The sequence below is a fragment of the Mycobacterium sp. pR1184 genome (assembly GCF_041287235.1).
Classification (GTDB): domain Bacteria; phylum Actinomycetota; class Actinomycetes; order Mycobacteriales; family Mycobacteriaceae; genus Mycobacterium.
In genome coordinates this window covers 383602-408893 of the sequence record NZ_JBGGKR010000004.1, presented here as the reverse complement: position 1 = coordinate 408893, position 25292 = coordinate 383602, and the positions used below count along the sequence as shown (strand labels likewise).

30 protein-coding genes are annotated in these 25292 nt (G+C 66.6%); 14 read left to right on the top strand and 16 right to left on the bottom strand.

Annotated elements, in window-relative coordinates; all coding sequences use genetic code 11:
• Positions 1-487: 487 nt before the first annotated feature.
• A complete protein-coding gene (locus ACAG21_RS10235; protein WP_370495883.1) occupies positions 488-1354 on the top strand; it encodes a 3-hydroxyacyl-CoA dehydrogenase family protein in 867 nt (288 codons plus the stop codon).
• On the opposite strand, the gene ACAG21_RS10230 is transcribed toward ACAG21_RS10235, so the two are convergent.
• The 3 genes from ACAG21_RS10230 to ACAG21_RS10220 are packed head-to-tail and all read right to left on the bottom strand — an operon-like array spanning position 1351 to position 3033.
• On the bottom strand, positions 1351-1587 hold the full coding sequence (locus ACAG21_RS10230; protein WP_370495882.1) for a hypothetical protein: 237 nt from the start codon (positions 1585-1587) through the stop codon (positions 1351-1353). The two genes, ACAG21_RS10235 and ACAG21_RS10230, sit on opposite strands and share 4 nt — an antisense overlap.
• Before the next feature lie 54 nt (positions 1588-1641).
• Positions 1642-2259, bottom strand: a complete 618-nt coding sequence (locus tag ACAG21_RS10225; protein WP_370495881.1) for a TetR/AcrR family transcriptional regulator — start codon at positions 2257-2259, stop codon at positions 1642-1644.
• Positions 2260-2262: 3 nt separating this feature from the next.
• A complete protein-coding gene (locus ACAG21_RS10220; protein WP_370495880.1) occupies positions 2263-3033 on the bottom strand; it encodes an SDR family NAD(P)-dependent oxidoreductase in 771 nt (256 codons plus the stop codon).
• Between the two features lie 172 nt (positions 3034-3205).
• On the opposite strand from ACAG21_RS10220, the gene ACAG21_RS10215 reads away from it, so the two are divergent.
• Positions 3206-3955: an SDR family NAD(P)-dependent oxidoreductase gene (locus ACAG21_RS10215; RefSeq protein WP_370495879.1), complete on the top strand. Its 750-nt coding sequence runs from the start codon at positions 3206-3208 to the stop codon at positions 3953-3955.
• Positions 3956-3968: 13 nt separating this feature from the next.
• Here the strand turns inward: ACAG21_RS10215 and ACAG21_RS10210 are convergent, their stop codons facing one another.
• Complete coding sequence (locus ACAG21_RS10210) at positions 3969-5390, bottom strand: phytoene desaturase family protein (protein ID WP_370495878.1); 1422 nt, start codon at positions 5388-5390, stop codon at positions 3969-3971.
• A 72-nt stretch (positions 5391-5462) separates the two neighbouring features.
• Between ACAG21_RS10210 and ACAG21_RS10205 the strand changes: the two genes are divergently transcribed.
• The gene (locus ACAG21_RS10205) at positions 5463-6098 is read left to right on the top strand and encodes an HdeD family acid-resistance protein (protein ID WP_370495877.1); all 636 of its coding nucleotides are present in this window, start codon (positions 5463-5465) and stop codon (positions 6096-6098) included.
• 230 nt (positions 6099-6328) lie between these two features.
• Positions 6329-7213 carry a cyclopropane mycolic acid synthase family methyltransferase gene (locus ACAG21_RS10200; protein WP_370495876.1) on the top strand — a complete coding sequence of 295 codons (885 nt, stop codon included), beginning with the start codon at positions 6329-6331 and terminating at the stop codon, positions 7211-7213.
• Here the strand turns inward: ACAG21_RS10200 and ACAG21_RS10195 are convergent.
• Both ACAG21_RS10195 and ACAG21_RS10190 read right to left on the bottom strand, forming a co-directional pair.
• Complete coding sequence (locus tag ACAG21_RS10195) at positions 7210-7689, bottom strand: aminoacyl-tRNA deacylase (RefSeq protein ID WP_370495875.1); 480 nt, start codon at positions 7687-7689, stop codon at positions 7210-7212. The two genes, ACAG21_RS10200 and ACAG21_RS10195, sit on opposite strands and share 4 nt — an antisense overlap.
• Positions 7690-7701: 12 nt before the next feature.
• Complete coding sequence (locus ACAG21_RS10190) at positions 7702-8562, bottom strand: SDR family oxidoreductase (RefSeq protein ID WP_370495873.1); 861 nt, start codon at positions 8560-8562, stop codon at positions 7702-7704.
• A gap of 291 nt (positions 8563-8853) precedes the next feature.
• Here ACAG21_RS10190 and ACAG21_RS10185 point away from each other — a divergent pair, with 291 nt between their 5' ends.
• A complete protein-coding gene (locus ACAG21_RS10185) occupies positions 8854-9510 on the top strand; it encodes a sigma-70 family RNA polymerase sigma factor (RefSeq protein WP_370495872.1) in 657 nt (218 codons plus the stop codon).
• Positions 9507-9803 carry a mycothiol system anti-sigma-R factor gene (gene rsrA / locus ACAG21_RS10180; RefSeq protein ID WP_370495871.1) on the top strand — a complete coding sequence of 99 codons (297 nt, stop codon included), beginning with the start codon at positions 9507-9509 and terminating at the stop codon, positions 9801-9803. The genes ACAG21_RS10185 and rsrA overlap by 4 nt, the downstream gene beginning before the upstream one ends.
• Positions 9804-9834: 31 nt before the next feature.
• On the opposite strand, the gene ACAG21_RS10175 is transcribed toward rsrA, so the two are convergent.
• Entirely contained in the window at positions 9835-9909 is a 75-nt protein-coding gene (locus tag ACAG21_RS10175) for a 50S ribosomal protein bL37 (RefSeq protein WP_085976028.1), read from the bottom strand.
• 212 nt (positions 9910-10121) lie between these two features.
• On the opposite strand from ACAG21_RS10175, the gene ACAG21_RS10170 reads away from it, so the two are divergent.
• A complete protein-coding gene (locus tag ACAG21_RS10170; RefSeq protein ID WP_066956294.1) occupies positions 10122-10337 on the top strand; it encodes a biotin/lipoyl-binding carrier protein in 216 nt (71 codons plus the stop codon).
• Between the two features lie 48 nt (positions 10338-10385).
• Positions 10386-11888, top strand: a complete 1503-nt coding sequence (locus tag ACAG21_RS10165; protein WP_370495869.1) for a sensor histidine kinase — start codon at positions 10386-10388, stop codon at positions 11886-11888.
• 61 nt (positions 11889-11949) lie between these two features.
• Here ACAG21_RS10165 and whiB1 read toward each other — a convergent pair whose 3' ends face one another.
• On the bottom strand, positions 11950-12204 hold the full coding sequence (gene whiB1 / locus ACAG21_RS10160; protein WP_036467351.1) for a transcriptional regulator WhiB1: 255 nt from the start codon (positions 12202-12204) through the stop codon (positions 11950-11952).
• Positions 12205-12489: 285 nt separating this feature from the next.
• A complete protein-coding gene (locus ACAG21_RS10155) occupies positions 12490-13455 on the bottom strand; it encodes a diacylglycerol kinase family protein (protein WP_370495868.1) in 966 nt (321 codons plus the stop codon).
• Positions 13456-13574: 119 nt separating this feature from the next.
• Here ACAG21_RS10155 and ACAG21_RS10150 point away from each other — a divergent pair, with 119 nt between their 5' ends.
• Positions 13575-14003: a hypothetical protein gene (locus tag ACAG21_RS10150; RefSeq protein ID WP_370495922.1), complete on the top strand. Its 429-nt coding sequence runs from the start codon at positions 13575-13577 to the stop codon at positions 14001-14003.
• Here the strand turns inward: ACAG21_RS10150 and ACAG21_RS10145 are convergent.
• From ACAG21_RS10145 to ACAG21_RS10135, 3 genes are read right to left on the bottom strand one after another with little or no spacing between them, the layout of a single operon-like run.
• Entirely contained in the window at positions 13955-14437 is a 483-nt protein-coding gene (locus ACAG21_RS10145; protein WP_370495867.1) for an N-acetyltransferase family protein, read from the bottom strand. The two genes, ACAG21_RS10150 and ACAG21_RS10145, sit on opposite strands and share 49 nt — an antisense overlap.
• On the bottom strand, positions 14434-15534 hold the full coding sequence (locus ACAG21_RS10140) for an isochorismate synthase MenF (protein ID WP_370495866.1): 1101 nt from the start codon (positions 15532-15534) through the stop codon (positions 14434-14436). The genes ACAG21_RS10145 and ACAG21_RS10140 overlap by 4 nt, the downstream gene beginning before the upstream one ends.
• Complete coding sequence (locus tag ACAG21_RS10135; RefSeq protein WP_096285370.1) at positions 15531-16142, bottom strand: acid phosphatase; 612 nt, start codon at positions 16140-16142, stop codon at positions 15531-15533. Before ACAG21_RS10135 ends, ACAG21_RS10140 begins: the two co-directional genes overlap by 4 nt.
• A 126-nt stretch (positions 16143-16268) precedes the next feature.
• On the opposite strand from ACAG21_RS10135, the gene ACAG21_RS10130 reads away from it, so the two are divergent.
• On the top strand, positions 16269-17069 hold the full coding sequence (locus tag ACAG21_RS10130; RefSeq protein ID WP_370495865.1) for a ParA family protein: 801 nt from the start codon (positions 16269-16271) through the stop codon (positions 17067-17069).
• A gap of 103 nt (positions 17070-17172) precedes the next feature.
• On the opposite strand, the gene ACAG21_RS10125 is transcribed toward ACAG21_RS10130, so the two are convergent.
• Complete coding sequence (locus ACAG21_RS10125) at positions 17173-18384, bottom strand: hypothetical protein (RefSeq protein WP_370495864.1); 1212 nt, start codon at positions 18382-18384, stop codon at positions 17173-17175.
• A 13-nt stretch (positions 18385-18397) separates the two neighbouring features.
• On the bottom strand, positions 18398-19897 hold the full coding sequence (locus ACAG21_RS10120; protein WP_370495863.1) for a DEAD/DEAH box helicase: 1500 nt from the start codon (positions 19895-19897) through the stop codon (positions 18398-18400).
• 247 nt (positions 19898-20144) lie between these two features.
• Between ACAG21_RS10120 and ACAG21_RS10115 the strand changes: the two genes are divergently transcribed.
• Positions 20145-20840 carry a ferritin-like fold-containing protein gene (locus tag ACAG21_RS10115; RefSeq protein ID WP_370495862.1) on the top strand — a complete coding sequence of 232 codons (696 nt, stop codon included), beginning with the start codon at positions 20145-20147 and terminating at the stop codon, positions 20838-20840.
• A 6-nt stretch (positions 20841-20846) separates the two neighbouring features.
• Here ACAG21_RS10115 and ACAG21_RS10110 read toward each other — a convergent pair whose 3' ends face one another.
• On the bottom strand, positions 20847-21617 hold the full coding sequence (locus tag ACAG21_RS10110; RefSeq protein ID WP_370495920.1) for an MmpS family transport accessory protein: 771 nt from the start codon (positions 21615-21617) through the stop codon (positions 20847-20849).
• A 197-nt stretch (positions 21618-21814) separates the two neighbouring features.
• Here ACAG21_RS10110 and ACAG21_RS10105 point away from each other — a divergent pair, with 197 nt between their 5' ends.
• Positions 21815-22087, top strand: a complete 273-nt coding sequence (locus ACAG21_RS10105; protein WP_370495861.1) for a DUF3107 domain-containing protein — start codon at positions 21815-21817, stop codon at positions 22085-22087.
• On the opposite strand, the gene ACAG21_RS10100 is transcribed toward ACAG21_RS10105, so the two are convergent.
• Positions 22074-22760: a TetR/AcrR family transcriptional regulator gene (locus ACAG21_RS10100; RefSeq protein WP_096285382.1), complete on the bottom strand. Its 687-nt coding sequence runs from the start codon at positions 22758-22760 to the stop codon at positions 22074-22076. The two genes, ACAG21_RS10105 and ACAG21_RS10100, sit on opposite strands and share 14 nt — an antisense overlap.
• A gap of 189 nt (positions 22761-22949) precedes the next feature.
• Here ACAG21_RS10100 and ACAG21_RS10095 point away from each other — a divergent pair, with 189 nt between their 5' ends.
• Both ACAG21_RS10095 and moeZ read left to right on the top strand, forming a co-directional pair.
• Positions 22950-23978, top strand: a complete 1029-nt coding sequence (locus ACAG21_RS10095; protein WP_370495860.1) for a DUF3152 domain-containing protein — start codon at positions 22950-22952, stop codon at positions 23976-23978.
• Between the two features lie 80 nt (positions 23979-24058).
• The gene (gene moeZ / locus ACAG21_RS10090; RefSeq protein WP_370495859.1) at positions 24059-25252 is read left to right on the top strand and encodes an adenylyltransferase/sulfurtransferase MoeZ; all 1194 of its coding nucleotides are present in this window, start codon (positions 24059-24061) and stop codon (positions 25250-25252) included.
• Positions 25253-25292 lie beyond the last annotated feature (40 nt).

Sequence of the window (25292 nt, the reverse complement as noted above, 5' to 3'; positions counted from 1 at the left end):
AGCGGGTGCTCGCCCGCGGACAGCCGCCGGCGCACGTTTTCGTAGCGGGCCAGCCGGTCCAGGCGCTCGCGGGTGTTCAACATCTCGGCGTCAAGCCCGAGGACCGTATCGAGGGCGGCGTCCAGCGCCTCAAAGGCCACGTCCTCCTTGACGGCCACACCTGAACTCATGCCCCAAAACTATCGGCACCCACCGACAAAAAACCCTACCCGGAGACCACTGAAACGAAAGTGACACAAGAGAATTCACCAGTGTGCACCCACGGCGATTGTCGCTCAGAGGCGGGCACATCACCGCGTGGTCCGAACACCGCAGGGCGGGCCCGCCAGACAGCCACCACGCCCACGCCCACGCCCACGGCGATTGTCGCTACGAGGCGGGCACAACGACACACGGGCCGGGCCTGCCACTGAAAACACAAGTTTCCGCGGATCTTTGTCGCTCAGCGACGAATCCCGGCGCTCGACCGCGTGCTTACCATGCACATGTGACTGGTTCGTACAGCTACACCTTCGAAGACATCCGGAATCGCCCCGTCGCGGTGATCGGCGCGGGCACCCTGGGGCGCCGCATCGCCTTGATGTTCGCCACTCGCGGCGGGACAGTGCGAATCTACGCGCGGCGCAAGGAACAACGTGACGAAGCCATCCAATACGTGGCACAGGCGTTACCGAAGGTATTGGCCGACAGGGGATTTGGCGACGCCGGTGTAGTGACCGCCACCGGATCGCTGGACGAAGCGTTGGACGACGCGTGGCTGGCCGTCGAGTCGGTCCCCGAGAAGCTCGAGATCAAGATCCCGTTGTGGGGCGAGATCGACCGGGCGGCGCCGGTGGGCACCATCTTCGGAACCAACTCGTCGTCCATCCCGTCGCGGCTGATGGTCGAAAACATCGGCGACAAAACACGTTTGTGCAACATGCACTTCTACATGCCACCGGACATCAACGCGATCGAGTTGATGTCGAACGGTCAGACCGACCGGGGTCTGCTCGACACGCTGCTGACGGTGCTACCCGAATTCGGCGTGCAGCCCTTCGAAGCGCGCAAGGAGAGCACGGGTTTCATCTTCAACCGCATCTGGGCGGCCATCAAGCGCGAGTCGCTGGCGGTGGTCGCCGAGGGCGTGGCCCGCCCGGAGGATATCGACGGGATATTCAAGCTCGCCCTGGGCGTGTCGGTCGGCCCGTTTCAGATGATGGACCTGGTCGGCCTGGACGTCGTGCTCGACATCGAGAACCATTACGCCGCCGAGCTTCCGCACCTGCCGAAGAGCGTGCGTGATCTGCTGCAGTCCTACATCGACGCCGGCAAACTCGGTATCAAGACCGGCGAGGGCTTCTACAGCTACTAGTTGCTGAGAACCAGCTTCCAGTTGCCGTTGACGTTGCGATCCGGCACGCACCAGAAGTTGTTCCAGTTGCCCGGCGTCGACGCCTTCACGCCCGGACCGGCGTCCTGACAGGCCGCCCGAGTCGGGTAGTTGCCCTCGGTCTGAATCGTGTCGGCGTTGCTGACGCCCAGTCCGACCGTCATCAATCCCGCAACAGCCAGCACACCGCTGGCGACAAGTCGCTTCATGTTCATGGGCAACACGTTAAGCCTTGTCAGGCAGCCGCATAGGGGTTTTCGCCGCGATGCTCACGCCCGCTGCAGCGAGACCGCGGTGGCCACGGCTTCCAGCAGCCGGGCAAGATGCTCGGCGTTGCTGATCGTGCGGTCTCCGCCAGCCAGCCGGGTGAACACCCCCGCGATGAACGTCGTGACGGCCATCGTCTGCGCATCGAGCAGGTCGGGGTCGTCGGTACCGGGCTGCAGATGGGCGATCGCGTCGCGGGTCATCGCGTTCATTCGGGCGACGAACGCCTGCGACGTCTCGGCGAGATCGGCATCGCGGAGCGCCCCCATCAGCAATTCATGCCGCGCCCGGTTGAGCATCAACCCGGGCCCGTCGGCCTGCGTCATGGTCAGCGCCGCCAGGTGCGCGAATGGCGCGAGGGGGTCGCGCGGCTCGTCGATCACCGACTGCAGGTTGGCGACGTCGATCTCGGCGACCCGCTTGCCGACACCGCGCAATAGCGCCGCCCGAGTGCGGTAGTAGTACGACGTGGTCCCCTCCGGCACTCGCGCGCAGCGATCGACCTGCCCGTGTGTCAGCCCGCGTGATCCCCGCTCGGCGAGCACCTGGATCGCGGCGTCACACAGTTCGCGACGACGCTCGTCGCCGTTGCGCTTCCGGGACCGGGTGCTGGCTGCCATGGCTCACCGAAGGACGGTGCCGCCGTCGATGTTGACGACCTGACCGTTGATCCATTCACCTTCCTCGGACAGCAGGAAGGCGACCAGCGCGGCGATGTCCTCCGGTTCCCCGACGCGGGTGCCGCGAATGCGCTTGAGTGCGCCGGCCTGCAGATCCGGCCACTGCGGAACCGAGCGGATGGCTTCGGTCGCGGTGAAGCCCGGCGCCACGGCATTGCAGCGGATGCCTTGCTTGCCCCACCGCGACGCGACATGGCGGGTCAGCGCGCCGATGCCGGCCTTCGCGGTGGCGTAGGCGGGCCGGGCCGGCTCACCCTGGAACGCCGCCGCCGAGGACATGTTGACGATCGCGCCGCCCCCGCTGGCGAGCATCCGCGGAATGGCGTATTTCATCGCGGCCACATAGCCGCGCAGGTTGACTGCCATCACGCGATCCCACACCTCGAAGTCGATGTCGACCACATCGGTGTCGGCCCGGATCGTGCTCATGTCCGCACCGACGTTGAACAGCAGGTCCACTCCGCCGTAAGTCGTTGCGGCCGAATCGATCAGGTGGGACACCGACGCGGGATCGGCGAGATCGAACCCGACGTGGGTTGCCGTGCCCCCGGCGGCGCAGATGCGGGCGGCGGTCTGCGCCGCGGCGTCGGCGGCGACGTCGCCGATGACGACCCGGCAGCCTTCCGCCCCGAGCCGGCCGGCCGTCGCGGCGCCGATGCCGGTGGCGCCGCCGACCACGACCGCTACCCGTTCGGCCAGGCCGCGTAGTCCCATGGATATTGACTTTACCTCTAGAACTGTAGAGGATCGCAAGTCATGGCCGGTATTCACCGGGAGCGCCCCGGGGCCGCCGATCTCGCGGCGGCGACCGACACTCCCGCGACACCGAAAAGTTCTGGGAAAAGGCCTGAGTCACTAAATCCAGCAACGAATTGAGGACCGACCCATGAACTCCGTCAGGTTCGACTTCACCGGCGCCAATGTGTTGGTGACCGGCGGCACCAGCGGCATCGGCAACGCGATCGCCGCCGAGTTCGCCAAGGCGGGCGCCGCCGTCACCGTGACCGGCACTCGCGGGTCGACCGCCGACTACCCCGACACCGATCTGAACGCATTCACCTACCGCCAGTGTCAGATTCAGGATCCCGATGCCGTCGACGCGCTGGCGGACTCGCTGGGTGAACTCGACATCCTGATCAACAACGCCGGTGGCCCGTATCCCGCCGGCGACGAATACGACCCGGACGGCTATGTGGCGTCGGTGACGCAGAATATGTTGGGCCCTATGCGTTTAACGATGCGCTGCCACGACCGCCTGAAGGCGAGCACTGCGCCCGGCGGAGCCAGCGTGGTCAGCGTGGTTTCGATGTCCGCGTTCCGCTCGGCGGTCTTCGTCCCGGGCTACGCTTCCTCGAAGATGGGTCTGGTCGCCTTGACAATGAACCTGTCGCGTCGGTGGGCGAATGACGGCATCCGGGTCAACGCGATCGCTCCCGGGTTGATCGACACTCGAATGACGCACCCGGCCATGGGGGTTCCCGAGATCATGGATGTCGAGATCGGCTTCCACACGCCGCTGGGCCGACCGGGAACACCGCAGGACTGCGCCGGTGCGGCGCTGTTCTTGTGTACCGATGCCGCGTCCTACATCACCGGCAGCACGATCGCCGTCGACGGTGGATACCTGACGGTCTGAATCATGAGCGAATCTAGCCTCGACCGGTCAGATAGTCGAGGGCGAGCTCGGCGGCGTTGGCGCCACACATGCCGTGCGCGCCGGGACCGGGCGGGGTGGCCGCCGAGCAGATGTACATGCCGGGAATGCCAATGGTGTAGGGCGACAGTGTGATTCGAGGTCCGAAGGTCAGCTGGCGAATGTCCTTCGAGCCGGTCATGATGTCGCCACCGGCATAGTTGGCGTTGAACGTCGCCATCTGCGTCGTGGTGCGAACGGTGTGTCCCACGATGCGTTCGGAGAATCCGGGCGCGAATCGCTCGATCTGGGCGATGATCGCCCCGGTGGCGTCGCCGGTGTAGCCGTTGGGGACGTGCGCGTAGCTCCACACCGGATGCGTATTGCCCACTGACCGTTGCGGATCGGCCAGGTACTGCTGGCCTATCAGCACGAACGGTCGCTCGGGCATACGCCCGGCGTGGATGTCGCGCTCGGTCGCGGCCAGCTCCGCGTAGCTGCCGGCCAGATGCACCGTGCCGGCCCGATGCGCCTCCGGGTTGGTCCACGGCACGCCGCCCTCGACGGCGAAGTCGACCTTGAATGCGCCCGGTCCACGCCGAAACCTGGTGAAGGCGGCTGCAATTCGACGGGGCAGACGGTCGCCGAGGATGCCCGCGACCGCGCTGGGCGCCAGGTCGAACATCGTGACGTCGGCCGGCGGCAGCTGCGACGTGTTCTGCACCCGGACACCGGTTTCGATCTTGCCGCCCAGGTCGCTCAGCAGAGCGACCATCGCGTCGGCAATCGACTGCGATCCGCCCGCGGCCACCGCCCAGCCGTGCCGGTGCCCGGCCGTGATGATGCCCATGCCGATGGCCGAGGTCATCGGGTAGTGCAGCGGCCGGAAGGCGTGGGCCGCAACACCACCGAATAACGCCCGGGCTTTCTCGGTGCGGAACACCCGTGCGAACGTCGAGGCGGGAAGCACCGTCGGCGCACCGAACCGGGCCAGCATCAACGGATGGTGCGGGACCCGCAGCAGCGGTCCCATGATGTCATCGCTCAACGAGTCGAAACGCGAGGCCGGATAGCCGAACGCGAGGCGCCAGCGCGACCCGTCACGACCCAGACCGGACGCGGTCTGCTCCACCGAGCGGTACAGCACGCCGGCGCTGCCGTCGTCGAGCGGATGGACGCAGTCGATCTCCGGCCAGCGCCACGACAATCCGTACCGCTGCAGGTTGACGCCGTTGAGGAATTGCGAGCCGACCGCCATCGGGTGGATCGCCGAGCAATGGTCATGCAGCAGGCCGGGGACGATTGCTTCGGTGCTGCGGGTGCCCCCGCCGACTTCGTCGGCGGCTTCCAGCACGGTGACCTGTACACCCTTGGCCGCCAGGCGGATGGCGGCGGCGAGCCCGTTGGGCCCACTGCCAACCACCACTGCGGTACTCATCGTTGCACGTTACCGCGAGCGCACGGTACCTCAGTACCTCGCATCCGGCATTGTTATAAATACCCGTGCGCGATGCTGAATTGTGTTGCCCAGGACATTTTATTTTCATCGAATATGGCTAATGATATTGAGATGTCTATTCGCGACGACACCGTTTTCGAAGGTCCTTTACAGCAGCTTGCCCGCAGTGCATGGCAAGTGCTTCTCCTCACCGGCATCCTGGCCGTTGCGCTAGGTGTCATAGTCCTGGCGTGGCCAGGACGAACACTGTTCGTGGCGGGGGTTCTTTTCGGCATCTACCTGGTGTTTTCCGGAATCGGCTACGTGTTCGCGGCCTTCGGTTCACATGCCGGCGCCGCGATGAGAGTGTTGACCTTTATCACCGGCATCGTGTCGCTGATTCTGGGATTCTTCTGCTTCCGCGAAGAATTCGAAGCGGTTACCCTATTGGCCATCTGGATCGGTATCAGCTGGTTGTTCCGCGGCATGACGCTGCTTGCGGCGGCGTTGTCGTTGGACCACATGCCCGGCCGCGGCTGGCAGGCGCTGTCCGGGTTGGTCATCGTGGTTGGCGGCGCAGTCCTGATCGTTTCGCCACTGCACTCGATCGCCGTCCTCACCCTGGTCGCCGGCTGCTGGCTGATCGCGATTGGCATCGTCGACGTGATCAGCGCGTTTCAGGTTCGCAGCCGGACCAAGACCGCCTGATCTGACGCCGAATCCCTTGCAGCACAACGCCGATCGCATGCGGTCGGCGTTGTGTTCATGGCGGCTGGTCGGCGGGATGCCGGCGCGCCGCGGGCTGTGGATTTTGTTTACTGGAGGCGAGCTGCGTGGGTGCGCCGCGGGCGCTGTATACACTGTGACACCTGGGGGAGTCGATCCACATCGATCGCACGCCGTAAAGCCCACTCACACGCGATCGAGAAAGTTGTGCCTTGTCCTTCAAAGAAAACGAAACTCCGGGCTTGAAGCCGCATTTCGAGGACGTGCAGGCGCACTACGACCTCTCTGATGAGTTCTTCGCGCTTTTCCTGGACCCGACGCGCACCTACAGCTGCGCCTATTTCGAGCGCGACGACATGTCGCTCGAAGAGGCGCAGTACGCCAAGGTCGACCTGTCGTTGGGCAAGCTCGGGCTGCAACCCGGCATGACGCTGCTCGATATCGGCTGTGGCTGGGGCACCACCGTCGTGCGCGCACTCGAGAAGTACGACGTCAACGTCGTCGGCCTGACCCTGAGCCGCAATCAGCAGGCGCACGTGCAGCAACGGCTGGACAACCACCCGTCGTCGCGAACCAAGCGGGTGCTGCTTCAGGGCTGGGAGCAGTTCGACGAGAAGGTCGACCGCATCGTGTCAATCGGCGCCTTCGAGCACTTCGGCCGCGATCGCTACCCGGACTTTTTCAAGATGGCCTATGCGGCGCTGCCGGACGACGGGGTGATGATGCTGCACACCATCATCAAGCCCAGCGATGAGGAATTCGCCGATCGCGGTCTGCCCATCACCATGACCAAGATCCGCTTCATGAAATTCATCATGGACGAGATCTTCCCGGGCGGGGATCTGCCACAAGCCAAGAATGTCGAGGAGCACGCCAAGCGCGCCGGCTTCACGCTCGACCGTTACCAGCCGTTGCGGCTGCACTACGCGCGCACCCTGGACAACTGGTCGGCCGCACTGGAGGCCAGGCGCGACGAGGCCATCGAGATTCAGTCGCAAGAGGTCTACGACCGGTACATGAAGTACCTGACCGGTTGCGCGGACCTGTTCCGCGAGGGCTACACCGACGTCGCGCAGTTCACCCTCGTCAAGGGCTAGACCTGTATGTCGGCGGTGACCGCACCGGTGACGCCGATCAGATCCTGCGGGGCCACCGCGACGTCCCAGCCCCGGCGTCCGGCGCTGCAGAACACCCGCTCCCAGGCCAGCGCACTGGAATCGACGACCGTCGGCAGCGGCCTGCGCTGACCGAACGGCGATACCGCGCCGACGATGTACCCGGTGCTCCGCTGCGCGACTGCGGGTTCGGCCAGCACGGCTTTGGTCACGCCCAGCGCCGCGGCGGCCGCCTTCAGCGAGAGCCGGGCGGATGCTTGCACGACGGCCACGGCCAGCCCGTCGGGCAGCGCGATCACCAGCGTCTTGTAGATCTGCCCGGCCGCGATACCGAGCTTGGCCAGCGCTTTGATGGCTTCGGAACCAAACGAGTGTTCGCGTGGATCGTGGCCGAACTTCACCACCTCGTGCGGCACACCGGCCTCGGTCAGCGCCGCCAATGCCGGCGTCGCGGCCACGTTAGGGCCCCGTTACGGCCCGGTATAACCCGGCGGGTTGACGCCGTCTACCCAGAAGTCGACGCCGAGCGTGCCGCCCGGCACGCAGTTGTAGACCGATAGGTCGGTGACGCCGTTTGCCAGCAGCACGTCCTCGCACAACAGCATGTTGCCGGTGAATTCCTTGGACGGCTTGTTCAGGATGATGTAGGCCGCGTCCGAGTAGACCTCGGGCTTGCGGGCCCGGCCCATCGCCTCGTCGCCGCCGAGCAGGTTCTGCACCGCGGCGGTGGCCACCAGCGTGCGCGGCCACAGCGTGTTCGACGCGATGCCGTCGGCGCGCATCTCCTGCGCGATGCCCAATGCGCACAGCGTCATGCCGAACTTGGCCATCATGTACGCCGTCGGCTTCAGCCACTCCTGGCCGAGCAGCACCGGCGGGGACAGCGTCAGGACGTGCGGGTTCTCCCTGCCCTTCATATGGGGCAGACACGCCCGCGACACGGCGTAGGTGCCGCGCACCTGGATGCCGTTCATCAGGTCGAAGCGCTTCATCGGGACCTCGGCGATGGACCCCAGGTTGATCGCCGACGCGTTGTTCACACAGATGTCGATGCCGCCGAACTGCTCGACGGTCTTGGCCACCGCGGATTCGACGGATTCCGGGTCCCGGACGTCCCCGACGATCGGCAGGGCCTGGCCGCCGGCCTCTTCGAGTTCCTTGGCGGCGGTGTACACCGTTCCCGGCAGTTTCGGGTGCGGCTCGGCGGTCTTGGCGATCAGTGCGATGTTGGCGCCGTCCTGTGCGGCGCGTTTCGCGATGGCCAGGCCGATACCGCGGCTGGCGCCGGAGATGAACATGGTCTTGCCTTGCAATGACGTGGCGTGGGACATGGCGTCACAGTAACGCCCGGTCCCAACCGGTCGGTTGGGGGGACCTGGCACCGGAAATAGCACGTCGGCTGGTGCTGTTGAAGCTGTCGGTCTCGACAAACGCATGTAAGCGACCCGGGCAAACATTGTCGGTCGCAGCCTCTAGATTGGGAGGAGGATCTGGTGTCAACGGCGACAAGCCTGTTAGGCAGTTCAATAGGCGAGGAGCAGTTGGTTCGCTTATTTGCGAGTTCGGTGTCGCTGGCAGTGCTGGGTGGCGATGCTGCAACGGAAGGGACCGTGTTAACGGAGATGGCCGACTTAGACGATGGCCCAGATGCAGTGACCGGTTCAGAGCTTGTCGAGCCTGTTGAAGAAACCGATGAGGAGCTGACCGCGCGCTTCGAGCGCGACGCGATTCCCCTGTTGGACCAGCTCTACGGCGGCGCGCTGCGCATGACGCGCAACCCCGCAGACGCCGAGGACCTGCTGCAGGAAACGATGGTCAAGGCCTACGCCGGGTTTCGGTCGTTCCGGGCCGGCACCAACCTCAAGGCGTGGTTGTACCGGATTCTGACCAACACCTACATCAACAGCTATCGCAAGAAACAGCGCCAGCCCGCGGAGTATCCGACCGAGGAGATCACCGACTGGCAGCTGGCGTCCAACGCCGAACACTCCTCAACCGGGTTGCGGTCGGCCGAGGTCGAGGCCCTGGAGGCGCTGCCGGACACCGAGATCAAAGCCGCGTTGCAGGCGCTGCCGGAGGAGTTCCGGATGGCCGTCTACTACGCCGATGTCGAAGGTTTCCCGTACAAGGAGATCGCCGAAATCATGGATACCCCGATCGGGACGGTAATGTCGCGGCTGCATCGGGGCAGACGCCAGCTGCGCTCGTTGTTGGAAGACGTGGCCAAGGACCGCGGCTTCATCCGGAGCCAGCAGACGCACGAGGAGGTGTCGTCATGAGCGAGTTTTCGCCCGATGGCGCCACGCCGGCCACGGATCCGCGCACCAAGGCCGAATGTGCCGAATTGATCGCCGAGGTATGGACGCTGCTCGACGGCGAATGCACGGCGGAGACACGCAAGAAGCTCAAGCAGCATCTCGACGAATGCCCGCCATGCTTGCGGCTGTTCGGGATCGAAGAGCAATTCAAGGCGCTGATCGCGACCAAATGCAGCGGCGACAAGGCCCCCGAGGGCCTGCGCGAGCGGCTGCGGCTGGAGATTCGGCGCACCACGATCATCCGGGAATCGTAGTAAGAGCGCACTCCAGCGCGACTACCAGCGGTTAGGCGTTGGGACGCCTGCCGTGGTTGGCCTTGCTGTGCTTGCGGTCACGCTTCTTGCGGCCACGCTTGGCCATGGGAGAACCTCCGTCGTTCGTTCATGATCTCGGCGCTTGGCGCCCGTCAGGTTGCCGTCAATTCTCGCACGGCGCAGCGTGTGCTTTTTCACCCCACCGGGACCGGCCCGCGCGCCGGTGTGCCTGATGATGTTGTGGTTCGATATACATGAGCTTGAGATGGAAGCCCAGACCAGCCAGCATGCGCAGTGGCCGAAACGAGTGGGGTGAAGATGGCCGAGGATGTTCGAGCCGAGATCGTGGCCAGCGTGCTGGAAGTCGTCGTCAACGAGGGCGACCAGATCGGCAAGGGCGACATCGTGGTGCTGCTGGAGTCCATGAAGATGGAGATTCCGGTCTTGGCCGAGGTCGACGGCACGATCAGCAAGGTGAGTGTGGCCGTCGGCGATGTCATCCAGGCGGGCGATCTGATCGCCGTGATCAGCTAGCCTCCGGCGCTTCGCACCTACCGCCGTGGGACGACGCGAGAGTATTTGATGTCCACGCTCGGTGATCTGCTGGCCGAACACACGATGCTGCCCGGCAACGCCGTAGACCACCTGCATGCCGTGGTCGGGGAGTGGCAGCTGCTGGCCGACCTGTCGTTCGCCGACTATCTGATGTGGGTTCGCCGCGACGACGGCGTGCTGGTGTGCGTGGCGCAATGCCGGCCCAACACCGCGCCGACGGTCCTGCAGACCGACTCGGTGGGTAGCGTCGTGGCCGCCGATCGCCTACGGCTGGTCGCCGAGGCCTTCGCGTCGGGTACCGCGCAGCTGGCGAACGAAGCAAGCCAACAGGATTCGTGGCAGCTGCCCGGGCCGCACGTCGCGGCGTCGCCGGTGCGTTACGCCGATCAGGTGGTCGCGGTGCTCACCCAGCATCAAACGGCGCCGACCGCTAATCAGAACTCCGGGCACCTGGAGACCGCCTACCGCGAATGCGCCGCCGACCTGGTTCACATGCTGGCGGAGGGCACCTTCCCGGATGTGCGCGACGTCGCCATGTCCCGCTCCACGCCGCGGGTGGGCGACGGATTCATCCGCCTGGACGTGGACGGCGTCGTCGCCTACGCCAGCCCCAACGCCCTGTCGGCGTATCACCGCATGGGATTGACCAGCGAGCTGGAGGGCCACAACCTCATCCGGATCACGCGGCCGCTGATCTCGGATTCGTTCGAAGCCCAGGAGATGGCCGAGCACGTGCAGGACCTGCTGGCCGGCGGCAAGAGCATGCGCATGGAGGTCGACGCCGGCGGGGCCACGGTGCTGCTGCGCACGTTGCCGCTGGTGGTGCACGGCGCCAGCGCGGGCGCCGCGGTGCTGATTCGCGACGTGACCGAGGTGAAGCGCCGGGACCGGGCCCTGATCTCGAAGGACGCGACGATCCGCGAGATCCACCATCGGGTGAAGAACAATCTCCAGACGGTCGCGGCGCTGCTGCGCCTGCAGGCCCGCCGGACCGTCAACGCCGAAGGCCGCGAGGCGCTGATCGAATCGGTGCGCCGGGTGTCATCGATCGCCTTGGTCCACGACGCGTTGTCGATGTCGGTCGATGAGCAGGTCAATCTCGACGAGGTCATCGACCGGATCCTGCCGATCATGAACGACGTCGCGTCGGTGGACCGCCCGATCCGGATCAACCGCGTCGGTGATCTGGGCGTGCTCGACTCCGACCGCGCCACGGCGCTGATCATGGTGATCACCGAGCTGGTGCAAAACGCCATCGAGCACGCGTTTGACCCGGCTGCCCCGGAGGGGTCGGTGTCGATTCGTGCCGAGCGCTCGGCACGCTGGCTCGATGTGGTGGTGCACGACGACGGGCGGGGACTGCCCGAGGGGTTCAGCCTGGAAAAATCCGACAGCCTGGGACTGCAGATCGTGCGCACCCTGGTGGCCGCCGAGCTTGACGGCACCCTGGGGATGCGCCAAGCACCCCGCGGCGGCACCGATGTGGTGCTGCGGGTGCCGATCGGCCGTCGGTCCAGGCTGCTGCTTTAGACACCCACGCAACAGCGCGGCCCCGACAAGTTGTCGGGGCCGCGCTGTCTGGAGACTGGGATCAGACTCCGCTGCGGGCCTTCGTCCGGGCGTTGCGGCGCTTGAGCGCACGCCGCTCGTCTTCGCTCATGCCGCCCCACACACCGGAGTCCTGACCGGTGTTCAGCGCCCATCCGAGGCACTCCGTGGTCACCGAACACCGATTGCAGACCAGTTTCGCGTCAGCGATCTGCGCGAGCGCCGGGCCGCTGTTCCCTACCGGGAAGAACAGCTCCGGGTCCTCGTCGCGACACACCGCCTTGTGGCGCCAATCCATAAGTAGTTACTCCTCACTATGTGCGCAGCATCGCGCACTGGCGTTATTCTTCGGCTCTTAACGCTTGCATGAGTAAGGGTCCGTTCGGTACCCCCACACAATCTCTGCATGCAACCTTTCGATCGTTTCACAGGCACAACAGAAGTCAATAGCGTGAGTTAGGCCGTGGGCTATCTCACTTTGATTAAGGCTTAGTCAAGCCCTCACTCCGTTGTACTACACTCGCCGATTACCCTGCCGAGAATATTTCGCCGCTTTCGCGGTTTGTGGCGGTGTTTCCGCAGCTCAGGACGGTTTGCTTTGAGGCGGCGCCGCGACCGGAAGTGCATCGGGCACCGACCGGAACGTCATGGATTCGCGCGGGCCGAGGTACTCCCCGTCGTACTGACTGGCCACCGGCCCGGCGCTGCAACTGATTCGCACGCAAGCGGTGTCGTCGTCTCGGACAAGTTGGGTGGCGTGTGGGTCCGGGTTCTTCGCGAGAATCTGGCGCAGTAATCGAAGGGTGGGAATCACCTTCAAACTGGTGACCGCGAACACGCCAAGGCCCGATTCGAAGCTGCAACCCGGGTTGGTCACCATCGGCCGGCTGTTGCTGTAGGTCCACGGCGTCGTGTTGGACACCCAGGCGAATTGCACGCCCGAGACGGGATCGCGGCCGGGCAACTCCAGCGTCATATCCGGCGCGCGGCGGCTATAGCGAATCGTTGCGGGCACCGCGACCCGCCAATACCGCAACGGCGTGACCTTGACGCCCTTGTTGCGCTGGGCCTCCACCGCGGCGACCACCTCGGCGTCGACGCCCATTCCGGCGTTGATCACTGCGTACTGCTCACCGCAGTCGATCAGGCTGATGCGCCGCCACGTTTGGTGGCGGCGGTAGTCGTCGATCAGCTGAATCAGCTGGTTGGTGGCGGCGACCGGGTCCCGGGAGATCCCCAGCGACCTGGCCAGCACGTTCGCCGACCCGCCGGGCACCACCGCGACCGCGGGGACGTGTGCCGGCCGCGGCGTGCCGGGACGGCCCAGGATGCCGTTGACGACTCCACTCACCGAGCCGTCTCCGCCGTGCACGACGACCAGGTCGACCCCGCTCTCGGCGGCCGCGTGGCCGAGTTCGGTCCCGTGACCGCGGTGGTTGGTGTGCTCGACGGTGAGCTCGAGGCGGCTCTTGAGCGCATGTGCCAGCAGATCTCGGCCGGCGGGCGTGGTGGAAGTGGCTGCGGGGTTCACGATCAGAACGGCTCGCATGACGCACGAGCTTATGCGGGTCGGCTAAGGCCTTGCTGTGGGGGAAGCGACGGCTCGACGGATGGGGGGTTCCGCGTGGCTACGCTGACGCTGTGAACCGCGGCCGCCGCAACCCGGAGATACCACCGCCCCCGTCGGCCGTTCGCGGCGCCGGATTCATCGTCGCGGTGCAGGGGCTGGTCGCACTGGCGATGGCCGCGGCCCTGGTGGTGCGTGCGATCGCGGGAGCCGACCAGCGGGTGGTCAACGGTCTGGGCACCGCGCTCTGGTTCCTGGTGATCGGCGGCGTGGTGCTGGCCGCCGGACGCGCGTTGGTCGTCGGCCGGCGCTGGGGGCGCGGGCTCGCGGTCTTCACCCAGTTGCTGTTGTTGCCGGTGGCCTGGTACCTCGCGGTCGGTTCGCATCGTGCGGCGTTCGGCATACCGCTGGCCGTGGTGGCGCTTACGGTGTTGCTGTTGCTCTTCAGCCCTGCCGCACTGCGCTGGGTTGCCGGTGGCGATCAGCGCGGTCCGGCCAGCCCGGACAAGGACGCCCCGGACAGCCGGTAGGTAGTCCACTCTCGCTGCGGTTGCCCGCCGATAGCGTCGTACAGCCTGATCGCGTCGGCGTTCCAGTTCAGCACCGCCCACGACAACCGGGTGTAGCCGTTGTCGACACACTCGGCCGCCAGGGTGGCCAGCAGTGTGCGGGCCAGGCCGCGGCGGCGGAATTCGGGTCGTACGAACAGGTCTTCGAGGTAGATGCCGCCGACGCCGTCCCAGGTGGAGAAGTTGAGGAACCACAGCGCCATCGCGGCGATCTCACCGTCGACTTCGGCGACATGTCCGTGCACGATCGGCGAATGGCCGAAAAGTGCTGCGGAAATCCGCTTTTCGGTGACGGTGCAATCTTGGGCGGCGTGTTCGAATTCGGCCAGCGCGTGGATCATGTCGGCTATGTCGGCGGCGTCTTCGGGTTTGGCGCGACGGATGTCTTCGCTCATTGGTCAACCCCTAGCGCGTTGAGAATCGTGGCGAATTTCGTTGTGGTCTCCTCAACTTCGGCGTCGGGATCCGATTCGGCGACAATGCCGCCGCCGGCGTGGGCCAGGGCGGTGCGGCGATCCGCCGACAGCTGCGCACAGCGGATGGACACCACCCAATAACCGTCCCCGTGGGAGTCGCACCAACCCACCGCGCCGGCATAAAAGCCGCGGTCGCCTTCGATTTCGGCAATCAGCTCGCAGGCGGCCTTGGCCGGCACCCCGCCGACTGCCGGGGTTGGGTGCAGTGCTAGCGCCAAATCGATTGCGGTAGTTGATTTCTCGCGCAGCCGGCCGCTGATCGGCGTGCACAGATGCCATAGCGCCGCGGTGCGGCTCAGCTGCGGCTCGGGCGCGATGGTCAGCTCGGCGCACAGCGGTTCCAGCGCGGCCCGCATCGTGTCGATGACCAGCTGATGCTCGTGGCGGTCCTTGGCGGATGCGGCCAGCGCGGCGGCGTTGGCAGCGTCGCGTTCGGGGTCCGCGGCGCGTGGGGCCGAACCGGCGAACGGCTGGCAGCTCACCCGGTCGCCGGAGCGCGCGACCAGAAGCTCCGGGCTCGCACCCACCAGGGCCGTGCCGGCGTAGTCTGCGCCCGCGGCGCTCAGGTCGGCCAGATAGCAGTAGGCCGCCGGATCGTTGGCGGCCAGGCGGCGCAGCACGACACGGGCGTCGAGCGGGCCGTCGGCGGCCAACCGCAACGCCCGGGCCAGCACCACCTTGCTCAGCGCGGTGTTCGGCGCCGTCAGTTCATCGCGGGCGCGGCTGATCCGGACGCGGTATTCGGCCGGCGGCGGGATGGCCGCGGCGATGCGCACGTTTGGCAGCGGGTCCGTCGGCCAGTCGGGTGGTCCGTCGCTGTGCCGCACCGTGTCCGGCGCCAGCAACGCAGCGGGCCGTTTCACATCAAAAGGCAATGCGCCCAACACAATTGGGACAGCGCCCGATATCAGCGCGGCTTGGGCGGCGGCCACGTCGTCGTAGCGCGCCTGCACCCCTTCGCCAATCAGGGTGCCGCGCGGGCCGCACAGTGCGAACGGCGGTTCCGTGGTGCTCAACCGGGTGCGATTGCCTGTGGGAGGCCGGTCAGCCCGAGCGCGGCGAGCTGGCGCAGCCCATGCTCGAACCCGCATACCGCGATCGAGCCGGCGAGCATCCAGAACCGGCTGCCTTCGACGAGCGGTAGTTCGACCCAGCGGGTGATGACCGAGCGGGAGAAATGGCTGTGACCCACGAACACCACGTCGCGCGAAGCCATATGCTCCAACGCCAGTGCGACGGCCCGATCAGCGCGGGCGCTCACTTGCGCGACACTTTCACCGCCGGGGCAACCGTGGGTCCACACCAGCCAATCGGGGTCCGATTCCCGGATCTGGGGAGTCGTCAACCCCTCGTAGGAACCGTAATCCCATTCGGCGAGCAGTTCAGATACCTCGTCGACAGCGAGGCCGGCCAGTTTGGCTGTGGTCAGCGCCCGTATCCGCGGACTGCTGATCACCAGCGGATCAGTCAGTTTCAATTCACGCAGGACATGCCCGGCAAGCTCGGCCTGCAGCCGGCCGGTGTCGGTGAGCTCTATATCGGTGCGGCCGGTGTGCTGGCCGGATTTTGACCATTCGGTCTCGCCATGGCGGAGCAATACAAGTCGATGGTTGTGCAAGCCCATGTGGACTGATTCTGCCCGAGACTCGTGGGCCCGTCGCCCTGGCACCCGGCCCCGAACGTGCCAGGATGGCAGGTGTGAGCGCGCCGACGACGATGCAGAGCGAAGCGATGAGGAGGAGCGGCGCTGATGAGTGAGACGCGGGTATTGGCCGTCGCCAACCAGAAGGGCGGGGTCGCCAAGACGACGACGGTTGCCTCGCTGGGTGCGGCGATGGTGGAGAAGGGGAAGCGAGTCCTGCTCGTCGATCTGGATCCGCAGGGTTGTCTGACGTTCTCGCTCGGTCAAGATCCCGACAAGTTGCCGGTGTCGGTGCACGAGGTGCTGCTGGGTGAGATCGAACCGAGCGCCGCGCTGGTCACCACGATGGAGGGAATGACGCTGCTGCCGGCCAACATTGACCTGGCCGGCGCCGAGGCGATGCTGCTCATGCGGGCCGGCCGCGAGTACGCGCTCAAGCGCGCACTGGCCAAAGTCGCCGACCAATTCGACGTCGTCGTCATCGACTGCCCCCCGTCGCTGGGGGTGCTGACCCTCAACGGGCTGACGGCCGCCGACGAGGTGATCGTGCCGCTGCAGTGCGAGACGCTGGCCCACCGCGGCGTCGGCCAATTCCTGCGCACCGTCGCCGATGTCCAGCAGATCACCAACCCGAATCTGCGGCTGCTGGGCGCATTGCCGACGTTGTACGACTCGCGCACCACCCACACCCGCGATGTGCTGCTCGATGTCGCGGACCGTTACGACCTACCGGTGCTCGCACCGCCGATCCCGCGCACCGTGCGTTTCGCCGAGGCCAGCGCGTCCGGCTCGTCGGTGCTGGCCGGACGCAAGAACAAGGGCGCGATGGCCTACTCGACGCTGGCGCAGGCGTTGCTCAAACACTGGAAGTCGGGCAAACCGCTGCCGACGTTCTCCGTCGAGGCTTAGGCGGCCTCGGCTGTGCTGTAGCGGCGTTGAGTGTGCGGTGATGGTGGCGTTGGTCGGCGTGTCGTCGCCCTGAGCGCACACCCAGCGCCTCGAGGCCTGAGCGTCAGCCCAGCGCGACCACGGTGTCGCCGCGCTGCTCGAACACCCGGGAGCCCGACACCGCCGGGACCACCGCGCGGGTGCTCGGTGCCCGCTGCACCGGGATGTTGCGCTCATTGGCCCCGGTCATGGGGTCATAGACGCCGATCCCGCCGGTGACCGGAATCAGCAGCTTGCCCGCCATCATGGTGCCGGGTCCCAACGGGACCGTCTTGTCGCCCGCGGCGATGGTGTAGCGCAGATTCAGGGTGCTTGCCTCGAACACCAACACGGAATCGCCGGTCCACCAGGTCACCAGGTTGCCCGCCTGCGACACCTCCGAGTTCGTCGGCGCCTTGGGTAGCAGCGTGCTCGCCACCGTGGTGCCCATCTCGTCGATCACATCGACCCTGGGCTGCGGCGCCGGCAGGTAAACGGCCGTGTTGGTCTGCCAGACGGTGAGCACGCGGGCGCCCGAGTTCGCCTTGATCCCGGGCTCGGACACGAGGTGTTGCTGGGGTTCATCATCTTCCTTGCCCGGGCGGAGCAGGGCCAAGCGCAGGTCGCTCTGGTTTCCGCAGCTCTCCAGCACCGAAACCTCCAACGAGCTGGCCGCCCCCGAGTAGAGCGTGCATCCGGAGTGCAGTCCCCGCGATGACGGTTTCACCCGGGCGTCGGTCTCGCCGTAGGCCAGCATCCGGACCATGTCGGAGCGCCACAGCTCCAGGCGCGTATCGCCGACCGACAACACCGTCGTGCCGTCCGAGGACAGCCGCACCCGCGGGTCGGCGTAACTGCTGCGGGCAGGTCCCCGGTGGCCGGTGGTCCCGTCGATGGTGCTGACCTGGCCGCACCCGCGGTCGTCGCGGTAGACGGCGACCGCGTAGTGGTAGACCCAGGACAGGCCGCACAGGTCGCTGTCACGCGAGTAAGACCAGCGCGTCTGGCCGGTGCCGGCGTCGCGGCCGTCCACTTCACGGCCGTCGCCGGTGCTCACCGTCCCGCCCACGATCACCGGAGCTGTGGTGGCGGAGCTGGGCGCGGTCCATAGCTGCTTCAGGCTGGCCGGCACCTGCTTAGCCGGAGTCGGGTTGGGCGCCGGCGTCGCCGCGGGCCGGCTGATCGTGGCCCGGGCGTCGCTGGTCCACCAGATCAGCGACGCAATTGCGGCGACGACGACCGCGATCGCCGCGGCGGCCAGCAGATCGCCTTTAGTGCGGCGTTCGGGTTTGACCATGCCTGCTGTCGGCTCAGCCGGCGTTGGTGGCGGCTTCCGCCGGCTTGCGGCGACGACGGCGACGACGGTTGTTGCCGCCACTGCCGGACGGCGCGTCCGCCGCTGTCTCCGTGGCGGTTTCGCCGTCGCTGCCAGCCGGGTGGCCGCTCACGGGCTGCCCGCCGCGGGTGCGGCGGCGCCGGTTCGCCGAACGGGCGCGCGCCGGCTTCTCCGACGTCGTGGTGCGTTCGGTGCGCTCGGTCTCGCGGCGCTTGACCGGTGACTTCTTCGGCGCGCCGATCGTGCCGGTGGCTTCGCCCGGAATGCCGAGCTCGGTGTACAGGTGCGGCGAGTTGGAGTAGGTCTCGGCCGGGTCCGGGGAGCCCAGGTTCAGCGCCTTGTCGATGGCCGTCCAGCGCGGCAACTCGTCCCAGTCCACCAGGGTCACGGCGATACCGGTCTTGCCGGCACGACCGGTACGGCCGATCCGGTGCACGTAGGCCTGCTCGTCCTCGGGGATCTGGTAGTTGATGACGTGGGTGATGTCGTCGATGTCGATGCCGCGCGCGGCCACGTCGGTGGCCACCAGCACGTCGACGTCGCCGGCCCGAAATGCCTTGAGCGCCTTCTCGCGGGCGATCTGCCCGAGATCGCCGTGCACCGCGCCGACCTTGAAGCCGCGCTCGGCCAGCTCGTCGGCGACCTTCTGTGCCGTGCGCTTGGTGCGGGTGAAGATCATCGTCGCGCCGCGGCCGTCGGCCTGCAGTATCCGGCTGACCATCTCCACCTTGTCCAGCGCGTGGGCGCGGTAGACGAACTGCTCGGTGGTGTCGTGGGTGGCAGCCGAGTGCGGGGCCTCGGCACGAATATGGGTGGGCTGCACCATGAAGGTGCGGGCCAGCGTGATGATCGGGTCGGGCATCGTCGCCGAGAACAGCATCGACTGCCGGTCGGCCGGGATCTGGCGCAGGATCCGCTCGATGTCCGGCAGGAAGCCCAGGTCCAGCATCTCGTCGGCCTCGTCGAGCACCAGCACCGACAACCCGCCCAGCTGCAGGTGACCCTGCTGGGCGAGGTCCAGCAACCGGCCCGGGGTGCCTACCACGACATCGGCGCCGGTGCGCAGCGCGTCGATCTGCGGTTCGTAGGCCCGGCCGCCGTAGATCGACACCACCGACAGGCGGCGGCCCTCGTCGGCGGTCAGGTGCTTGGCGGCGGCGGCCAGGTCCTCGGTGACCTGTAGGCACAGCTCGCGGGTGGGCACCACGACCAGGGCGCGGGGTGTGCCGTTGAGCGGCCGCGCGTCACCGCCGTTGGTGATGCGCTGCAGCAGCGGGACGCCGAAGGCGAGGGTCTTGCCCATACCGGTACGGGCCTGTCCGATCACGTCGTCTCCGGACAGGGCCATCGGCAGGGTGAGTTCCTGGATGGCAAAGGCGTGCTCGATGCCCTTTTCGGCGAGCGCCCGGACGATTTCGTCGCGTACGCCGAGTTCGGCAAAGGTTGGTTCAGTTTTGCTTGTCAATGCAGTCATGCGGGGGTGATGTACCTTTCGGTGACTTATTCGATTGGGTCGGTTTTTCTCGCGGGTCACGCGCGCACGAGTTCCGACTCCAAGTCGCTGAGTCACCGGGCCCTGCTGAGATTGGGCGGGCCAGCTGTGCACGCACATTTCGCCGATAGCGGCGGTGCAAAGAAATACAGCCACTATCAATCTGCATGATAGCTGGTCGACAGCTCATCCCCATCTTCTTCCAGGTCTGCCGACTACAGTGATGCCCATGACTTCGGCCTCCTCTGCCGACCAAGTAGACGAATCGCCTTCCGTAGGGCTGACCGCGGACCATCCGGGCGTCAACGAGCTGTTCGCAGTGCTCGCCTACGGCGAGGTGGCCGCGTTTTACCGGCTTACTGACGAGGCTCGGATGGCCCCTGACCTGCGGGGACGCATATCCATGGCGAGCATGGCCGCCGCCGAGATGCAGCACTATGAGCTGTTGCACGACGCGCTGGAAAGCCGCGGTGTCGACGTCGTTTCGGCCATGTCGAAGTACGTGTCGGCGCTGGAGAACTACCACCGACTGACAATGCCCAGCACCTGGCTGGAAGCGCTGGTCAAGACCTACGTCGGTGACGCGCTGGCCGCCGACCTCTACCTCGAGATCGCCGACAAACTGCCCGACGAGGTCGCCGACGTGGTGCGCGCGGCCCTGTCGGAAACCGGACACTCGCAGTTCGTCGTCGCGGAGGTACGCGCCGCGGTGACCGCGAGCGGCAAACAGCGCAGCCGGCTCGCGCTGTGGGCCCGCCGGCTGTACGGAGAAGCGTTCACCCAGGCCCAATACCTGTTGGCAGATCACGACGAACTGGTCGACCTGGTGGTGTCGGGCCCCGGCGGCCTGGGTCAGCTCAACGCGTTCTTCGAGCGCCTGCAGCAAACACACGAGCGGCGGATGCGCGAGCTCGGCCTGGGCTGAGGGGCCCTACTTGGTGCAGGTCGCCAGGTTCGAGTTGTTGGCCGAGGCCACCTCGACCTGACCCTGAGCATTGACGATCGCACAGTTCAGCTTGCCCACGATGCTGGTCGCGACGACCGATTGGGTGGTCACCCCCGGATTCAGCACCACAACCTTGGTCCAGGGCAGTGAAACGTTGAACTCGGTCTGGGGATAGCCGCGGGCGTCGGTGTAGACGACGTTCACCAGGTCCAGCAGCGTCTTCGTCCCGGTCACGCTGTAGTAGACGGTGCTGGGATTCACGGTGGCCCTGGGGGCTACGACCGCGGGCGGCGGCACCGCCAGCGGCGGAGTCGTCAGCGCCACGCTCGGCGGGGTCAGCGTGGTGACGGTCTCCGGCGGGAGCTGAGGTGCTTGCGAGGTGCTCGGCACCGGGCGCTGCGTGGCGCTCGGCGGGCTGGTGGTCCGCGGGGCGGACGTGGTGGGAGCGGGCGGCGCGATGGTGGCTTTCGTGGTCGCGCTGTCGCCGCTGTTGATGATCACCGCGGTCGCGATCGCTCCGATCGCCACCACCGCGCCGAGCAGCGCGACCGCCGGGCGCCAGGAGCCGATGGGCCAGAGCAGCTCCTTGAGCTCGTCGTACTCGTATTCGTCGGCGGCGTGCTCGTCGTCGGCGTACTCGTCATCGTCGTAGCCGTCGTAGTCGGCTCCGTCGTAGTCGTCGTCATCGGGGTAGTCGTGGGCGAAGCCACGAGCTAGGCCGGCGCGATCATCGAGTGTGTGTCTGATGATGCCGATGTTACTGACGTGAAAGGACGAAAACGGGCGCCGCCAGCCACCTTGATCAGGCTGGGAGCGAATCGTTATCTGCTGTTGCGCAGCGTTTCGCTGACCGCGAACTCCCCGCCGTCACCCTCTGCTCGGAGCGCCCCGGCCGCGTCCACTAACCTGCTGCTTGACACGCCTGCGACGGAATAGCAACGGAAGGGGCCATCGTGGAGGTCAAAGTCGGTATCACGGACAGTCCGCGCGAGCTGGTCTTCTCCAGCGCGCAGACGCCTGCCGAGGTCGAGGAGGCCGTGAGTGCCGCGCTGCGGGAAGGCTCGGGTCTGCTGGGTCTCACCGACGAGAAGGGCCGCCGCTACCTGATCCACTCCGCCAAGATCGCCTACGTCGAGATCGGCGCCGCCGACGGCCGTCGGGTCGGCTTCGGAATCGGTGCGGACACCGGCGCGCACTCCAGCGGTAGGCGCGCTAAGAGCGAGTAAGCGGCACGTGTGACAACCCGCCCCAGGCGAATGCGACGGTGCCGTCGACCGCATCCGATTTCGAGATCGGGCGGTCGGAGTCCAGCCAATACCTGGCGCAGTCGACGCTGATGCCGACCAGACCCACCGCGATCATCCGGGCGCGGTGCGGGTCGAGGCCGGAGTCGGCGCTGATCAGCGCGAATACCGCGTCGATGCACGATTCGGTGGCCGCCCGCACCTGCGCGGCGACCTCGGGCTCGGTGACGTAGTCGTTCTCGAAGATCAGCCGATAACCCTGGCTGTCGTGCTCGATGAAGTCGAAGAAGGCCTGAACGGCCGCATGCAACCGCCGCCGGTTGTCGGTGGTGGTGCTCAACGCGTTCTGCACACCCGAGACCAGGTTGTCGACGTGGCGATTGAGCACTGCCAGATACAGCTCTAGCTTGCTCGAAAAGTGTTGGTACAGAACGGGTTTGCTGACTCCCGCCCGATCGGCGATTTCATCCATGCCGGCCGCGTGGTAGCCATGGTCGACGAACACATCGCTGGCCACGATCAGCAGTTGGCCGCGACGCTCGTCGCGCGGCAACCGGTTCCCCCGCCGGTTCGAGGTCGCTATGCCGTCACTCGGCCGACCGCGGTCACCCGATCTGACGGCACGTCGTGCCGCCGACTTGGCGAGATCGCTCACTTGGTCCTCATTTGAATTGTGGCGACTAACCATCCGATATTGACAGGCCAGCCGCGCGCCGCTCGTCGCACAGACATTACTACCCATGGTGTACCTGTCACCGGCATCGGCACCGTCCGAGCAGGGGAGAACCGGTGTCGTAGGGCGCGCCAGGGACACCCGGCGTCGCCGCTGTGCCATCCTGGGGCAATGACGTCCGAGCCGCCCGTGCACGGCGGCGGTCGAGTGCCGATGCTGCGCGACGAATGGCGAGAGCCCCTTCGCGCCCTGCGGGATCCCGTCGCGGTTGGCACCGGACGCGCCCGCGCCGATCGCGAGCGTCCCCGCCAGTGGCGGAAACAATCGTGGTTGGGCCGATTCGTCTCCACCTACGGCTGGCGCGCCTATGCGCTGCCCGTTCTGGTGGCATTGACCGCTGTGGTCATCTATCAGACGGTGACCGGCGTCGGCGCGCCGCAACCGACGGCGACCAAGCCGACAATCCAAGGGCCGCCGGCCATCGGGGCGGTAGGCACCGCCATCCTGGACGCTCCGCCGCGCGGCCTGGCCACCTTCGACGCCAATCTGCCGGCCGGCACGCTGCCGGACGGCGGTCCGTTCACCGAAGCCGGCGACAAGACCTGGCACGTCGTGCCCGGCACCACACCGCAGATCGGTCAGGGCACCGCCAAGGTGTTCCGGTACACCGTCGAGGTCGAGAACGGGCTGGACCCGGCGATGTTCGGCGGTGACGACGCGTTCGCCACGATGGTCGATCAAACGCTGGCCAACCCCAAGGGCTGGACGCACAATCCGCAGTTCGCGTTCGTCAGGATCGATAACGGCAAACCCGACTTCCGGATTTCGCTGGTCTCGCCGGTGACGGTGCGCGAGGGGTGCGGCTATGAGTTCCGGCTGGAGACCTCCTGCTACAACCCGGCGTACGGTCCGGAGCGCCAAGCCCGGGTGTTCGTCAACGAGGCGCGCTGGGTGCGCGGCGCCGTGCCGTTCGAGGGCGACGTCGGCTCGTACCGGCAGTACGTCATCGACCACGAGGTCGGCCACGCCATCGGCTACGTGCGCCACGAGGCGTGCGACAAGCAGGGCGGATTGGCGCCGGTGATGATGCAGCAGACGTTCTCCACCTCCAACGACGACGCCGCGAAGTTCGACCCGGAGTACGTCAAGGCCGACGGCAAGACCTGCCGCTTCAATCCCTGGCCGTATCCGATCGCCTGAAACACCTCGGGTGAGCATCGCCGGCGATCGAAGCGTTGACTGGAGACGTTGAGTCGCGAAGCTGACCGAGGAGATGTTCGGTGTCCACATCGTTGCCGCCACTAGTCGATCCCGCCGGCGAGCTGAGTCGCGACGAAGTGGCGCGGTATAGCCGCCATCTGATCATCCCCGACCTGGGCGTCGACGGGCAGAAGCGGTTGAAGAACGCGCGGGTGCTGGTGATCGGCGCCGGTGGGCTCGGCGCACCAACGCTGTTGTACCTGGCCGCGGCCGGCGTCGGGACGATCGGGATCGTCGAGTTCGACGTTGTCGACGAGTCGAACCTGCAGCGCCAGATCATCCACGGCACCGCCGACGTCGGACGGCCCAAGGCGCAATCGGCACGCGACTCGATCCGCGCGGTCAATCCGCTGGTGCAGGTGCGGCTGCACGAGTTCCGGCTGGACGCGAGCAACGCCGTCGAGCTGTTCAGCCAGTACGACCTGATCATCGACGGCACCGACAACTTCGCCACCCGGTATCTGGTCAACGACGCCGCGGTGCTGGCCGGCAAGCCCTATATCTGGGGCTCGATCTACCGCTTCGAAGGTCAGGTCTCAGTGTTCTGGGAGGACGCCCCGGCCGATGAGGCCGGCAATGAGCGCGGCCTGAACTACCGCGACCTCTACCCGGAGCCGCCGCCCCCCGGCATGGTTCCGTCGTGCGCCGAAGGAGGCGTGCTCGGCATCATCTGCGCTTCGATCGCGTCGGTGATGGGCACCGAGGCGATCAAGCTGATCACCGGCATCGGCGAACCGCTGCTGGGCCGGCTGATGCTCTACGACGCGCTGGAGATGAGCTACCGCACCATCAAGATCCGCAAGGACCCCGCCGCGCCGCGGATCACCGAACTGATCGACTACGACGCGTTTTGCGGTGGGGCTTCCAGCGACGCCGCCGAGGCGGCCACCGGCTCGACGATCACACCGGCCGAACTGCGCGCGTTGCTGGACTCGGGCAAGAAGCTGGCGCTGATCGACGTGCGCGAACCGGTTGAGTGGGACATCAATCACATCGACGGCGCCCAGCTGATCCCGAAGTCGTTGATCAGCTCCGGTGAGGGTCTGACCAAGCTGCCGCACGACCGCAAGGCGGTGCTGTATTGCAAGACGGGCGTGCGCTCGGCCGAGGCGCTGGCCGCGGTGAAGAAGGCCGGTTTCGCCGACGCCGTCCACTTGCAGGGCGGAATTGTGGCGTGGGCGCAGCAGATGCAGCCCGACATGGTGATGTACTGACGCACGCCAGCGCGTCGCGCGGACCCGCATCGTCGCACTT

Coding starts and splice junctions, on each gene's coding strand:
- ACAG21_RS10185 (WP_370495872.1), top strand. CDS start 8,854: ATGGCCGACTTAGACGATGGCCCAGATGCAGTGACCGGTTCAGAGCTT.
- ACAG21_RS10225 (WP_370495881.1), bottom strand. CDS start 2,259: ATGGCAGCCAGCACCCGGTCCCGGAAGCGCAACGGCGACGAGCGTCGT.
- ACAG21_RS10115 (WP_370495862.1), top strand. CDS start 20,145: ATGACTTCGGCCTCCTCTGCCGACCAAGTAGACGAATCGCCTTCCGTA.
- rsrA (WP_370495871.1), top strand. CDS start 9,507: ATGAGCGAGTTTTCGCCCGATGGCGCCACGCCGGCCACGGATCCGCGC.
- whiB1 (WP_036467351.1), bottom strand. CDS start 12,204: ATGGATTGGCGCCACAAGGCGGTGTGTCGCGACGAGGACCCGGAGCTG.
- ACAG21_RS10220 (WP_370495880.1), bottom strand. CDS start 3,033: ATGGGACTACGCGGCCTGGCCGAACGGGTAGCGGTCGTGGTCGGCGGC.
- ACAG21_RS10190 (WP_370495873.1), bottom strand. CDS start 8,562: ATGTCCCACGCCACGTCATTGCAAGGCAAGACCATGTTCATCTCCGGC.
- ACAG21_RS10205 (WP_370495877.1), top strand. CDS start 5,463: ATGCTGAATTGTGTTGCCCAGGACATTTTATTTTCATCGAATATGGCT.
- ACAG21_RS10095 (WP_370495860.1), top strand. CDS start 22,950: ATGACGTCCGAGCCGCCCGTGCACGGCGGCGGTCGAGTGCCGATGCTG.
- ACAG21_RS10155 (WP_370495868.1), bottom strand. CDS start 13,455: ATGCGAGCCGTTCTGATCGTGAACCCCGCAGCCACTTCCACCACGCCC.
- ACAG21_RS10125 (WP_370495864.1), bottom strand. CDS start 18,384: ATGGTCAAACCCGAACGCCGCACTAAAGGCGATCTGCTGGCCGCCGCG.
- ACAG21_RS10120 (WP_370495863.1), bottom strand. CDS start 19,897: ATGACTGCATTGACAAGCAAAACTGAACCAACCTTTGCCGAACTCGGC.
- ACAG21_RS10135 (WP_096285370.1), bottom strand. CDS start 16,142: ATGGGCTTGCACAACCATCGACTTGTATTGCTCCGCCATGGCGAGACC.
- ACAG21_RS10215 (WP_370495879.1), top strand. CDS start 3,206: ATGAACTCCGTCAGGTTCGACTTCACCGGCGCCAATGTGTTGGTGACC.
- ACAG21_RS10230 (WP_370495882.1), bottom strand. CDS start 1,587: ATGAACATGAAGCGACTTGTCGCCAGCGGTGTGCTGGCTGTTGCGGGA.
- ACAG21_RS10170 (WP_066956294.1), top strand. CDS start 10,122: ATGGCCGAGGATGTTCGAGCCGAGATCGTGGCCAGCGTGCTGGAAGTC.
- ACAG21_RS10165 (WP_370495869.1), top strand. CDS start 10,386: ATGTCCACGCTCGGTGATCTGCTGGCCGAACACACGATGCTGCCCGGC.
- ACAG21_RS10130 (WP_370495865.1), top strand. CDS start 16,269: ATGAGTGAGACGCGGGTATTGGCCGTCGCCAACCAGAAGGGCGGGGTC.
- ACAG21_RS10210 (WP_370495878.1), bottom strand. CDS start 5,390: ATGAGTACCGCAGTGGTGGTTGGCAGTGGGCCCAACGGGCTCGCCGCC.
- ACAG21_RS10145 (WP_370495867.1), bottom strand. CDS start 14,437: ATGAGCGAAGACATCCGTCGCGCCAAACCCGAAGACGCCGCCGACATA.